We start from the raw sequence: 13,585 nt of genomic DNA, 5'->3' as shown, positions 1-13,585 counted from the left end.
AAGTGGAGGGATACTATGAAAATTGGTGTTATTGGTGCAGGAACCATGGGGGCAGGAATTGCTCAGGTACTAGCTGAATATGAATATGAAGTCGTTATGAGGGATATTAATGAAACCTTTGTAAAGCGGGGAGTGGGAATTATTACAAAAAATCTCGACAAAGGTGTTCAGAAGGGCAAGCTGACTGAGGCCGACAAAGAGCGGATTTTAGGTAGGATTACTGCCACCACAGTCGTAGAGGATTTAGGAAATGTTGATATTGTCATTGAAGCGGCAGTTGAAAATATGGAATTGAAAAAGAAGATCTTTGCTGAATTGGATCAAGTGTGTAAGCCTGAGGCCATCCTGGCTACCAATACATCCTCTTTGTCAATTACAGAGATAGCCAGTGCCACCAGCAGGCCCCATAAGGTCATTGGCATGCATTTCTTTAACCCGGTTTTTATTATGAAGCTGGTAGAAATTATCAAAGGGATTGCCACTTCAGAGGAAACTAAATTAACCATTATGGAGCTAACTAAGACCATCGGTAAAACACCAGTGGAGGTAGAAGAAGCACCAGGCTTTGTGGTAAATCGTATCTTAATTCCTATGGTTAATGAAGCGGTGGGAATCTTGAGTGACGGTGTAGCAACAGCCGAAGCTATTGATGAGGCCATGAGGCTGGGAGCCAACCATCCCATAGGACCCTTGGCGCTGGCTGATTTAATTGGTACTGACGTCTGTCTTGCCATTATGGAAACACTCTATAACGAGTTTGCAGATACAAAATATCGGCCCCATCCTCTACTGAGGAAGATGGTAAGAGGCGGTTTCCTGGGTAGAAAATCCGGAAAGGGTTTTTATACCTATTAACCCAATTTTTTTACTAATCAATATAAGATGAAGAAACAAAAAAAGTCTATAAATATTTTTTAAAACTGATGGATAAATTTGTAATTTGATATATAATTAAGATAAGTAGGTGTAATTTTTTAAGGAGGCGAAGCAATGAAATTTGAAAACAAGGTAGTGGTAGTCACTGGAACTGCCCAAGGGATTGGAAAGGCCACCGCATTAAAATTTGCCCAAGAGGGAGCCAAGGTGGTAGTAGTTGATATCAAAATGGAAATGATGGATGAGGTTGTTTCTGAAATTAAGGCAATGGGTGCCGAAGTATTGGCCTACGAAGTGAATGTAGTCAATCGTGAGCAGATTCAAGCTATGGTTGATGATGTGGTGGGCAAATGGGGTAAAATTGATGTATTGGTGAACAATGCAGGTATTACTGCCGATAGCCAGCTGCTGAAAATGACTGAAGATGCTTTTGATAAAGTGATTGCTGTAAACCTGAAGGGCGTTTACAATTGTACTCAGCTTGTGGCCCCTGTCATGGTGGAAAATGGCGGTGGTGTTATTTTGAATGCCTCTTCAGTAGTAGGTCTATACGGAAACTTTGGCCAAACCAACTATGCTGCTACCAAATTTGGCGTAATTGGTATGACTAAAACCTGGGCCAAGGAACTAGGTAAGAAGGGTATTCGAGTAAATGCCATAGCCCCAGGCTTTATTGCAACACCAATGGTGGCTAAAATGCCAGAGAAGGTAATTGATATGATGAAGGGCAAATCTCCCCTTGGAAGACTTGGAACACCAGAGGATATTGCCAATGCCTATGCATTCCTTGCCTCCGATGAGGCCAGCTTTATTACAGGAACTACCCTAAGTGTTGATGGCGGTGTTGTAATATAGACTGTCAACAAATAAAACGGTGTTCATAAACTGGACAACATATAGACGGCCTAGTTAGACTAGATACCGGGGTGGGACTGTACAAAAAATGTACAGTCCCTTTTACAAAAGGAATCTTTGTAGTTATTTTAATAACAATTAGAACTTGGTTTTAAAGATGATTGGAGTCTATTTAATCTTATAAATCTATAAAATATAATGGATATAAGGTGGATCTATAAAAAATTTTAAATATTTATGTCAAATAAATATCAATCTTACGAAAACTGGCACAGATATTGCGATATAATTGTAGTGAAAATAATAAAGTAAGGGGGCATTACAGTGGTAGGTAAAAAGATTAATGAATTAAAGATTGGTGACAAAGGCTTCTTTGAAAAAACCATTACCGAAACAGATGTCTATTTATATGCAGGTATAAGCGGAGACTTAAATCCGGCCCATATTAATGAATCCTATGCCCAAGACAGCCTTTTTAAAGAGCGAATCGCCCATGGCATGCTGACGGCGGGGCTGATTTCTGCAGTATTGGGAATGCAGCTACCCGGACCGGGTACCATATACCTTGGGCAGGAGCTGAAATTCCATGCTCCGGTAAAATTTAACGATACAATTCAGGCCAGTGTAGAGGTAATTGAAATTATGGCTGAAAAAAATAAGGTCAAGTTAAGCACTGTGTGCAAAAACCAGCGGGGTGAGGTTGTTTTGTCTGGGGTAGCCACGGTAATGCCGCCAAAATAAACTCATAATCCAGCAAATTAATGAATGGAGGAATTATAAATGAACTTTAGTTTATCAAAGGAGCATTTAATGCTTCAACAGCTATACAGGGAATTTGCCCAAAAAGAAGTAAAGCCCTTGGCAGAGGAAGTAGATGAGAAAGAGGAATTTCCTGTTGAAACCGTTAAAAAGCTGGCTCGTTACGGGTTTATGGGAATCCCTTTTCCAAAGGAATACGGAGGGGCCGGGGGTGATGTCCTGGCCTATGCCATGGCCGTTGAAGAGCTTTCCAAGGTATGCGCCACTACAGGGGTAATTGTTTCAGCCCATACTTCTTTGTGTGCCGCACCTATTTTTGAATTTGGCACCAAGGAGCAAAAAGAGAAATATTTAATCCCCCTGGCAAAGGGTGAAAAGCTTGGCGCCTTTGGGTTAACTGAGCCCAATGCAGGAACCGATGCTTCAGCTCAGCAGACTACAGCCCATCTTGAGGGTGACCACTACGTTTTAAATGGCAGTAAAATCTTTATAACAAATGCGGGTTATGCTGATATCTATATTATTATGGCCATGACCGATAAATCCCAGGGCACTCGAGGTATTTCTGCCTTTATTGTTGAATCCGACACAGCGGGCTTCAGTATTGGAAAAAAAGAAGCGAAGCTGGGAATAAAGGGATCTTCCACCTGTGAGTTGATTTTTGAAAATTGTAAAATACCCAAAGAGAATCTTTTGGGTAAGCTAGGAAAGGGATTCGGAATAGCCATGAAAACACTGGATGGAGGACGGATTGGAATTGCCGCCCAAGCCCTGGGAATTGCCCAAGGAGCATTGGATGAAACCATCGCCTATGTAAAGGAAAGAAGACAATTTGGAAAGCCAATTTCCTATTTCCAAAATACCCAATTCCAATTGGCAGATATGGGAACCAAAACCGAGGCCGCCAGGCTACTGGTCTATAAAGCCGCCTATTATAAAGAGCAAGGTCTCCCCTATTCCAAGGAAGCAGCCATGGCGAAGCTTTATGCTGCTGAAACAGCCATGGAGGTTACAACAAAGGCGGTACAGCTTCATGGTGGCTATGGTTATACACGGGAATACCCCGTTGAAAGAATGATGCGGGATGCAAAGATTACAGAGATCTATGAAGGTACTTCAGAGGTTCAAAGGATGGTAATCTCTGCTAGTCTGTTGAAATAGAGGAGGATAATAATATGAAAATCATTGTTTGTATTAAGCAAGTACCCGATACAACCGAAGTAAGATTAGACCCCCAGACAGGAACCTTGATTCGGGATGGCGTGCCCAGCATTATTAATCCTGATGATAAGAGTGGTCTGGAAGCTGCCCTGAGAATTAAGGATGAAATCGGGGCCCACGTGACGGTTTTAACCATGGGTCCTCCTCAAGCCGATGTGGCACTTAGGGAAGCCCTGGCCATGGGGGCTGATCGGGCGATACTACTGACAGATCGAGCCTTTGCAGGGGCTGATACCTGGGCTACTTCCACTACCCTGGCTGCGGCCATTAAAGAATTGGAATATGATCTTGTAATTGCAGGAAGACAGGCCATTGACGGTGATACGGCCCAGGTAGGACCTCAAATTGCTGAGCACTTGGGCCTTCCCCAAGTAAGTTATGTAGAGGATTTGAAGCTTCAAGGAGATTCATTAATTCTCAAACGGGTCTTTGAAGATGGCTATCATTTAATAAAGGTAAAGCCCCCTTGCTTAATTACTACCCTGAAGGAAATGAATGAGGCGAGATATATGAGTGTCGGCGGGGTATATGATGCTTATCGTACTAAGGAAGTCGAGGTTTGGAATCTGAGCAATATCACCGTTGATTTGGAAAATATAGGTCTTAAGGGCTCGCCTACCAAGGTGAAGAAATCCTTTACCAAGGGAGCCAAAACAGCAGGAAAGGTTTTTGAGGTTGATCCAAAGGAAGCAGCAGAAATCATTGTTGATAAGTTAAAAGAAAAATATATTATCTAGTTAGGAGGAAGACTATGAGCTCTTTAGAATATCAAGGTGTATGGGTATTTGCAGAACAAAGAGATGGTGAATTGCAAAATGTAGCTCTGGAACTGCTGGGAAAGGGAAGGGAACTGGCAGATCAGCTTAAAACCCAGCTAACGGCCGTGTTATTAGGGCATGAAATTAAAGACCTGTCTAAGGAATTAATCTACTATGGGGCCGATCAGGTAATTACAGTGGATGATCCAATGCTGAAGCTGTATGTAACAGAGCCCTATACTAAGGTGATGTGTGAGGCAATTGAAGCCTCTCGACCTGAAATAATTTTGATTGGTGCTACGGCCATAGGCAGAGACCTGGCTCCAAGGGTGTCGGCCAGGATTCATACCGGTTTAACTGCGGATTGCACAAGCCTGGAAATTGAAGAAGAAACGAAAAATCTACTGATGACCAGGCCCGCCTTCGGGGGAAATATTATGGCCACGATAGTTTGCCCAGAGCATAGGCCACAAATGTCAACCGTTCGGCCTGGTGTTATGGTGAAAGGGAAAAGAGATGATGCTAGAAGGGGCGAAGTGATTGAATTTAGCACAAGCCTCAAGGAAGCCGATATGAATGTTGAAATTTTAGAGGTTGTTAAAGAAACCAAGCAAAAAGTAAAAATTGAAGAGGCTAACGTGTTGGTTTCTGGCGGACGGGGCATTGGCAAAAAAGAAGGCTTTGAATTATTGAAGGAATTGGCAAAGGAATTAGGCGGTATGGTTTCAGGCTCCAGGGCAGTGGTGGATGCCGGCTGGCTGGAAAGGGATTATCAGGTGGGGCAAACAGGAAAAACCGTCAGACCCGATCTTTATATAGCCTGCGGTATTTCTGGGGCTATTCAGCACGTAACCGGTATGGAGGAATCAGAGCTTATTATTGCCATCAATAAAAATGCGACTGCCCCCATTTTTGAGCTGGCCGATGTTGGTATAGTTGGCGATGTCAACAAAGTGATTCCTGCGGTAATAGAGGCTCTCAAAAATTCAAAAAAATAGGAATAGCCTTGAATAATATTATTATTGCAAAATCAATTAGAAACTGTTAAAATGGTACGGTAAAACAGCCAGTATCTCTTTGAACTGGACTAACCACCATATAGTAATTTTATTAAATCAGTCCAACATCTTAGCTGAGTTGGAACGGAGGTATAAAAATGAAAAATAAGGCATTATCGCCGAAAAAAATGGCCATCGCCGGAGTGTTAGGTGCCCTTACGGTTGTATTAAGCGTCACACCCTTTTTAGGATTTATTCCAATTGGTACCATAAGCGTCACTACGATGCATATTCCGATAATTATTGCAGCGATACTAGCAGGGCCCCAAGTGGCATTGTTTGTGGGACTAATCTTTGGAATCAGCAGCTTTATTCGGGCTACACCGGGGTTTTTCAGTGACCCGTTGGTTTCTATTCTGCCCAGGATTTTTATCGGCTTAACGGCCTACTATAGCTATAAGCTGACCAAAAGCCCGGTAGTGGCAGCCATTATAGGAACGGCAACCAATACCATAGGAGTTTTAACAATGGTTTATCTCAGGGGCTATTTGCCATTGGCGGTGGTAACGGCTACGGCATCAATCAATGGTACCGCTGAAATCATTATTTCATCTATCATTGTATATGCCATTATAAAAGTGCTGCAAAAAAATAAAGCAATCAAAAGCATATGCTAGATAGAAGGTGAATAAATGATTTTAGTATTTGATGTGGGTAATACAAACATCGTTTTGGGTGTCTATCATGACAGAGAGCTGGTGGATTTTTGGAGAATTGCCACTGATAAGAATAAGACCTCCGATGAATATGCCATGTTGATTAATCAATTATTCCAACATAGCGGGGTAAACATAGAGGAAATTGATGATGTCATTATTTCATCCGTCGTTCCCAACATTATGTATTCCCTGGAGCATACAGTCAGAAAGCTATTTAATATAGAGCCTTTAGTGGTAGGCCCCGGAATTAAAACCGGTATGAATATTAAGTATGATAACCCCAAGCAGGTGGGGGCAGATAGAATTGTGAATGCTGTTGCTGCCTATGAAAAGTATGGGGGCCCCCTAATTATTGTCGATTTTGGCACAGCAACAACATTTTGTGCCATTTCCCCAAAGGGTGATTATTTAGGTGGAACCATTTCTCCCGGTATAAAAATATCAAGCGATGCCTTGTTTCAACAGGCAGCAAAGCTGCCCCGGGTGGAATTGGTTAAGCCGGGAAAGGTAATCTGTAAAAACACTGTTAACAGTATCCAGGCGGGGATTATATATGGCTATGTAGGTCTTGTGGAATATATTATTAAAAAAATGCAAAAGGAATTAAGGCATGATAATATTAAGGTGATTGCCACCGGTGGGCTATCAAGCCTCATTGCCAGTGAATCAGATTGTATTGACATTGTTGATAAGTTTCTAACCCTGGATGGATTGAATATTATCTATGAGCGAAATAAAGAAGAAGCAGAGAAACGTAAAGCCATAAAGGAAATGGAATAGACTGTCATATGCCCAGCCCTCACCAACTGTTAGCAGTGGAGGCTGGGCAGCTTTATGCTTCAATATGTCTTACTAGCTTGACTTATTTTCTGTGTTAAATAACATGGTTTATACCCTGTAAAGCAGCCCTATACTAAGATATAATATATAGGTAATTGGACATGATATAACAGAGGTGAACATATGAAAATTGGTAACATTACATTGGAAAACACAGTTTTTTTAGCACCCATGGCTGGCGTGACGGACCTGCCTTTTCGCTTGATTTGTAAAGAGATGGGCTGTGGAATGGTCTATACTGAAATGGTCAGTTCAAGGGCCCTTTATTATGGAGATAAAAAGACAGAGGCCCTGTTAAACATTGAAGAAGCAGAGAAGCCCGTTGCTATTCAGATTTTCGGCTCAGAGCCTGAAATAATGGCCAGGGCAGCGTATTATTTAAATGAAAGGGAAAATGTTATTTTAGACATTAATATGGGCTGCCCCACGCCTAAAATTACTAAAAATGGAGACGGCAGTGCTTTGATGAAAAATTCGAAGCTGGCGGGAAAAATTATTAAGGCTGTGGTAAAGGAATCAATCAAGCCTGTTACGGTAAAAATCCGTAAGGGCTGGGATGATAACAGTGTCAATGCCGTTGAGATGGCCAGCGTGATTGAAGAAAGCGGTGCCTCCGCAGTAACGGTTCATGGAAGAACACGGGAACAATATTATTCGGGTAAGGCTGATTGGGAAATTATTAAAGAGGTAAAGGCAGCAGTGAAGATTCCTGTCATTGGAAATGGTGATGTATTTTCCTTGGAGGATGCGGCGGCCCTTTTAAGGAAAACCCATTGTGATGGAATAATGATTGGTCGAGGTTCCCAGGGAAATCCATGGATTTTCAAACAGATTCATCATTATGCTCTAACAGGGGAAATGATGCCTGAACCTAGCCTTGAGGAAAGAATTGCTGTTATAAAGAAGCATATGGATTTAGTGATAAGCATGAAGGGGGAGTACATTGGGATAAGAGAAATGAGAAAGCACATCGCATGGTATATGAAGGGCTTTAAAAATAGTGCCCAGCTGCGAAATAAGATTAACCATGTTGATTCATATTTAGAGATGCTGAATTTGCTGAATGGGTACCTGGCTGAAAATCAGGTTAGATAATTTGTTGCGCACCTCCGTATAAGCTTTTGTAATTAGACAATAATACAAAGGGAAATTATAAGGGAGGAAGCACAATGAAAAGAATTGTGAGTATTAGCCTGGGTAGCAGTAAAAGAGATCATGCTGCCATAATAGAAGCATTTGGTGAACGGTATAGTCTGGAGCGAATCGGAACGGATGGCTCATTAAACAGGGTCATTGATTTAATTCGTCAGCTGGATGGACAAGTTGATGCCTTTGGTATGGGGGGGATAGACCTATATTTATGGGGAGGGAACAGGCGCTATATCATTCGGGAAGCCCGAAAAATTAAAAATGCTGCTAAAATGACACCCATTGTTGATGGGGCTGGCCTTAAAAATACCCTTGAAAGAAGGGTAATATATCATTTAAATGCTGATAAAAAAGTACTGTTTAATAACAAAAAGGTATTAATGCCTTCTGCCATGGACCGCTTCGGAATGGCTGAAGCCATTGATACCTGCGGTGGAAATTTAATAATTGGTGATTTAATCTTTGCGCTGGGGCTTGAAATACCACTATATTCTTTAAAAAGCCTTCATCGAATTGCCAGTATATTGGCTCCCATCGTATGTCAGCTTCCCTTTAGATTCTTGTACCCCACAGGAAATAAGCAGGAACAAGAAAAGTATCATACTGTTTCTAGGTATTATGAACAGGCGGAGATTGTGGCGGGTGATTTTCACTATATCAAACGTTTTATGCCGCCAAGCCTAAAGAATAAAATTATTATTACCAATACGGTGACAGAGGCAGATATTGAAACTTTAAGAAACAGAGAAGCCTCTATGCTAATCACGACTACACCTGAGGTAGCAGGAAGATCCTTTGGTACAAATGTACTTGAAGCATTATTGGTAGTGGTTGCTGCCGAAAGAGGACTGCCTCCTGTGGAACAGCAATATGAGGTCTTATTAAATGAACTGGCCCTACAGCCCAGAATAGAATATTTAAATCCTGTTGATGAAAATAGTATGGAATAATCAACGATTTAACTTGACAATTTTAATACCCTATCTTATAATATCTACAACATATAGCAAAACAAGCACTGCTTGAGTCAGTGCTTGTGGCTTGTCAAGGATATAATTTCCATTTGATTTTAAAGAATAAAATAAGCTCAGGGACATATATTATCTAACATCATACATATATATAATGTAGTTTAAGACCAGCATCAATGTTTTTCCAGTTAAAACTAATAGGCCAAAGGAGAGGGATAGCATGATGGATAGAGATGTTGTATTGACGGTTAACGGATTAAAGAAGATTGAAGAAGAACTGGAACAATTAAAGACAGTTAGAAGGAAAGAGGTTGCTGAACGGATTAAACAGGCTATAGCCTTTGGAGATATAAGTGAAAACTCTGAGTACGATGAAGCTAAAAACGAACAGGCTCAAGTTGAGGAACGAATATTAAAATTAGAAAGCATGCTAAAAAAAGCCCGGGTAATTGATGAAGATGATATCAGCATTGATGTTGTCAGTATTGGGGCAACTGTTACTGTGAAGGACATTGAATTTGATGAAACAGTGGAATATACCATTGTAGGCTCAGCAGAAGCAGATCCCTATGAATTAAAAATATCAAATGAATCCCCTGTAGGGCGGGCTCTGATTGGGAAAAAAATCGGAGAGGTTGTGGAAGTTCAAATACCAGATGGTATTACGAAATATGAAGTACTACAAATTAAAAGATAGTTTGGGGGAGAACAAAGGATGATGCAGGAAGAAAATTTGAATGAGCTCCTTAAAATAAGAAGGGAAAAATTAAGGCAGCTTCAAGAAGCAGGCATGGACCCTTTTAAAATTGAAAAGGTGAACATTACCCATTATAGTAAATTTATAAAGGAAAACTTTGAAACCCTTGAAGGACAAGCTGCTACGGTGGCAGGCCGAATTATGACGAAACGGGGCCATGGAAAGGCCAGTTTTATAAATGTTCAAGACTATGAAGGGCAAATACAGGCCTATATCAGACAGGATATGGTCGGAGAAGAAGTCTATAAGCAGTTTACCTCCTATGACATTGGCGATATTGTAGAGATCGTCGGAGAAATCTTTCGAACCAATAAAGGCGAAATTTCTATTAAAGCGGAATCAATAAGACTGTTAACTAAGTCATTGCAGGTGCTGCCTGAAAAATGGCATGGCTTAAAGGATCAGGATTTAAGATATCGACAAAGATATGTTGATTTAATCGTAAACCCTGAGGTGAAGGAAACCTTTATAAAAAGAAATAAGATTATTAAAGCTGTAAGGGAATTTTTAGATGAAAAAGGCTATCTGGAGGTAGAAACCCCCATTTTAACATCCGTTGCTGGTGGTGCTGCCGCTAGACCCTTTATGACTCATCACAATACCCTGGATATTGATATGCAGCTTAGAATTGCCAATGAGTTATATCTAAAAAGGTTAATTGTTGGCGGCTTTGATAAGGTGTATGAAATGGGAAAAATGTTTAGAAATGAAGGTATATCTATTAAACACAACCCAGAGTTTACCAATATGGAGCTTTATGCTGCCTACCATGATTACAAGGATATGATGGAAATTACTGAAAATCTAGTAGCCTATTGTGCTGAAAAGGTTAACGGCTCTACAGTTGTCAACTATCAAGGGGTGGAAATTGACTTTAAGCCGCCCTGGAAAAGAGTTTCAATGCATGACTTGGTCAAGGAAAAAACAGGTGTTAATTTCTATGATTTTGATACAGATGAAGAAGCCAGAAAAATTGCTAAGGAGCAATTACATTTAGAGGTAGAGCCTCACTTTACAAGGGGACACCTTGTCAATTTGGCATTTGAAGAATTTTGTGAGAAGGATTTAATTCAACCTACCTTCGTATTACATCACCCTGTTGAGGTATCGCCATTGGCTAAGCGAAATCCCGACAATCCTTTAATTACCAATCGATTTGAGGCCTTTGCAAATACTTGGGAAATTGCCAATGCTTTTTCTGAATTAAACGACCCAATTGATCAAAAACAACGTTTTGAAGCACAATTACTGCAACGAGAAGCTGGTGATGATGAGGCCCATCCAATGGATTTAGACTTTATTAACGCCCTGGAAGTAGGACTTCCCCCTACCGGTGGTCTTGGGGTTGGTATTGATAGAATGATTATGCTGTTGACAGATTCACCTTCTATACGGGATATTATTTTATTCCCAACAATGAAGCCCGTAGAATAATATAACTTTCTTTTAAGACCAAAGCCCGCCTATGGCGGGCTTTGACATTTCAACCGAATTTTTTTTAACTTTTATTTATAAAACCAATTGACTTTCATATTACTATGTGTTATATTCTTATATGTTGTTCGAAGCAGGGTCAAATCATTCTAAAAAACGATCCAAAAAACTTAAAAAAGTTATTGACAAAGACTTTGAATAATGATATAGTATAAAAGTCGCCACTTGATGGCGCAGGGGTGAAAGCCCTCTAAGGTCTTTGAAAACTGAACAGTATAGATATTAAGCCAGCATATAAAAGTCATTTTAAAATGACACCCAGAAATTTTTTTGATTAAGAGTTTGATCCTGGCTCAGGATGAACGCTGGCGGCGTGCCTAACACATGCAAGTCGAGCGGGCTGACGCTCAACACTGAGAATTCAGTATTTTGTCTAAATAGCCACCGTCAAGGACGGAAGTATGGAGTCCTTCACGCGTTATTTAAGTGACAACACATGTTGTAAAGTGAACTGAATTTTGAGTGTTGAGCGGAAGCTAGCGGCGGACGGGTGAGTAACGCGTGGGCAACCTGCCCTGTACTGAGGGACAACAACGGGAAACCGTTGCTAATACCTCATAATACCTTTTAAAGGCATCTTTTTAAGGTCAAAGATTTATCGGTACAGGATGGGCCCGCGTCTGATTAGCTAGTTGGTGGGGTAATGGCCCACCAAGGCGACGATCAGTAGCCGACCTGAGAGGGTGATCGGCCACACTGGAACTGAGACACGGTCCAGACTCCTACGGGAGGCAGCAGTGGGGAATATTGCACAATGGGCGAAAGCCTGATGCAGCAACGCCGCGTGAGCGATGAAGGCCTTCGGGTCGTAAAGCTCTGTCCTAAGGGAAGAAATTTGACGGTACCTTGGGAGGAAGCCCCGGCTAACTACGTGCCAGCAGCCGCGGTAATACGTAGGGGGCAAGCGTTATCCGGAATCACTGGGCGTAAAGGGTGCGTAGGCGGTCTTACAAGTCAGGGGTGAAAGGCTACGGCTCAACCGTAGTAAGCCTTTGAAACTGTAGGACTTGAGTGCAGGAGAGGAAAGTGGAATTCCTAGTGTAGCGGTGAAATGCGTAGATATTAGGAGGAACACCAGTGGCGAAGGCGACTTTCTGGACTGTAACTGACGCTGAGGCACGAAAGTGTGGGGAGCGAACAGGATTAGATACCCTGGTAGTCCACACCGTAAACGATGAGTGCTAGGTGTTGGGGGTCAAACCTCAGTGCCGCAGCTAACGCATTAAGCACTCCGCCTGGGGAGTACGCTCGCAAGAGTGAAACTCAAAGGAATTGACGGGGACCCGCACAAGCAGCGGAGCATGTGGTTTAATTCGAAGCAACGCGAAGAACCTTACCTGGACTTGACATCCCTCGGACCACTCCTTAATCGGAGTCTTCCCTTCGGGGACTGAGGAGACAGGTGGTGCATGGTTGTCGTCAGCTCGTGTCGTGAGATGTTGGGTTAAGTCCCGCAACGAGCGCAACCCTTGTCTTTAGTTGCCAGCAGTTCGGCTGGGCACTCTAGAGAGACTGCCGGGGATAACTCGGAGGAAGGTGGGGATGACGTCAAATCATCATGCCCCTTATGTTCAGGGCTACACACGTGCTACAATGGCCGATACAAAGGGCAGCGAAGGAGTAATCTGAAGCCAATCCCATAAAGTCGGTCCCAGTTCGGATTGTGGGCTGAAACTCGCCCACATGAAGTTGGAGTTGCTAGTAATCGCGAATCAGAATGTCGCGGTGAATGCGTTCCCGGGTCTTGTACACACCGCCCGTCACACCATGGGAGTCGGAAGCACCCGAAGCCAGCTATCTAACCGTAAGGAGGAAGCTGTCGAAGGTGAAGTCGATGACTGGGGTGAAGTCGTAACAAGGTAGCCGTATCGGAAGGTGCGGCTGGATCACCTCCTTTCTAAGGAGCTTAGGCTTAAGCTATACTGTTTGGTTTTGAAAGACCTTTAAGGGTTTTGATACAAATCCAAAATGAATGGAAAAATTCCCAACATTATAAAAAAGACAAGGGCTTATAGCTCAGCTGGTTAGAGCGCACGCCTGATAAGCGTGAGGTCGGTGGTTCGAGTCCACTTAAGCCCACCACAATAGAAGTGAGAAATGAGACGCGAGAAGCGAACAAATTTGCCTCTCGCATCCTTTGTCTTACATCTAGTATTGTTCCTTGAAAACTGCACAATGTTTAAAAGTA

The 13,585-nt window shown here is 42.1% G+C and carries 12 protein-coding genes, 1 tRNA gene and 1 rRNA gene; all 14 read left to right on the top strand.

The features are described from left to right. Window positions 1-15: 15 nt before the first annotated feature. The 14 genes from ACYQ1I_RS04565 (at window position 16) to ACYQ1I_RS04500 (ending at window position 13,479) form a co-directional block, all read left to right on the top strand. Entirely contained in the window at window positions 16-855 is an 840-nt protein-coding gene (locus ACYQ1I_RS04565) for a 3-hydroxybutyryl-CoA dehydrogenase (protein WP_459762806.1), read from the top strand. A 135-nt stretch (window positions 856-990) separates the two neighbouring features. Next, window positions 991-1,731, top strand: coding sequence for a 3-oxoacyl-ACP reductase FabG (gene fabG / locus ACYQ1I_RS04560; protein ID WP_459762804.1), 741 nt, complete (start codon window positions 991-993; stop codon window positions 1,729-1,731). 324 nt (window positions 1,732-2,055) lie between these two features. Then, complete coding sequence (locus ACYQ1I_RS04555; protein ID WP_459762802.1) at window positions 2,056-2,472, top strand: MaoC family dehydratase; 417 nt, start codon at window positions 2,056-2,058, stop codon at window positions 2,470-2,472. Between the two features lie 39 nt (window positions 2,473-2,511). Further along, on the top strand, window positions 2,512-3,651 hold the full coding sequence (locus ACYQ1I_RS04550; RefSeq protein WP_459762800.1) for an acyl-CoA dehydrogenase: 1,140 nt from the start codon (window positions 2,512-2,514) through the stop codon (window positions 3,649-3,651). Between the two features lie 14 nt (window positions 3,652-3,665). Then, window positions 3,666-4,448 (top strand): electron transfer flavoprotein subunit beta, encoded by a 783-nt coding sequence (locus ACYQ1I_RS04545; RefSeq protein ID WP_459762798.1) that lies wholly within the window; start codon window positions 3,666-3,668, stop codon window positions 4,446-4,448. A gap of 14 nt (window positions 4,449-4,462) precedes the next feature. Then, the gene (locus ACYQ1I_RS04540; protein WP_459762796.1) at window positions 4,463-5,467 is read left to right on the top strand and encodes an electron transfer flavoprotein subunit alpha/FixB family protein; all 1,005 of its coding nucleotides are present in this window, start codon (window positions 4,463-4,465) and stop codon (window positions 5,465-5,467) included. A gap of 158 nt (window positions 5,468-5,625) precedes the next feature. Then, complete coding sequence (locus ACYQ1I_RS04535; RefSeq protein WP_459762794.1) at window positions 5,626-6,144, top strand: ECF transporter S component; 519 nt, start codon at window positions 5,626-5,628, stop codon at window positions 6,142-6,144. A 15-nt stretch (window positions 6,145-6,159) separates the two neighbouring features. Further along, window positions 6,160-6,966, top strand: coding sequence for a type III pantothenate kinase (locus ACYQ1I_RS04530; protein ID WP_459762792.1), 807 nt, complete (start codon window positions 6,160-6,162; stop codon window positions 6,964-6,966). A gap of 183 nt (window positions 6,967-7,149) precedes the next feature. Next, entirely contained in the window at window positions 7,150-8,121 is a 972-nt protein-coding gene (gene dusB, locus ACYQ1I_RS04525; protein ID WP_459762790.1) for a tRNA dihydrouridine synthase DusB, read from the top strand. A 74-nt stretch (window positions 8,122-8,195) separates the two neighbouring features. Then, the gene (locus ACYQ1I_RS04520) at window positions 8,196-9,125 is read left to right on the top strand and encodes a quinate 5-dehydrogenase (RefSeq protein WP_459762789.1); all 930 of its coding nucleotides are present in this window, start codon (window positions 8,196-8,198) and stop codon (window positions 9,123-9,125) included. Between the two features lie 241 nt (window positions 9,126-9,366). Beyond that, window positions 9,367-9,843: a transcription elongation factor GreA gene (gene greA / locus ACYQ1I_RS04515; RefSeq protein WP_459762788.1), complete on the top strand. Its 477-nt coding sequence runs from the start codon at window positions 9,367-9,369 to the stop codon at window positions 9,841-9,843. Between the two features lie 18 nt (window positions 9,844-9,861). Further along, entirely contained in the window at window positions 9,862-11,337 is a 1,476-nt protein-coding gene (lysS, locus tag ACYQ1I_RS04510; protein ID WP_459762786.1) for a lysine--tRNA ligase, read from the top strand. A gap of 330 nt (window positions 11,338-11,667) precedes the next feature. Further along, window positions 11,668-13,294: ribosomal RNA gene (locus ACYQ1I_RS04505) — 16S ribosomal RNA — on the top strand. 108 nt (window positions 13,295-13,402) lie between these two features. Then, window positions 13,403-13,479 (top strand) — tRNA-Ile (locus ACYQ1I_RS04500). Window positions 13,480-13,585: the final 106 nt, after the last annotated feature.

This window comes from Alkaliphilus crotonatoxidans (genome assembly GCF_054658015.1).
The sequence above is the reverse complement of the archived record's forward strand: the minus strand, read 5'-3'. Positions and strand labels throughout refer to the sequence as shown.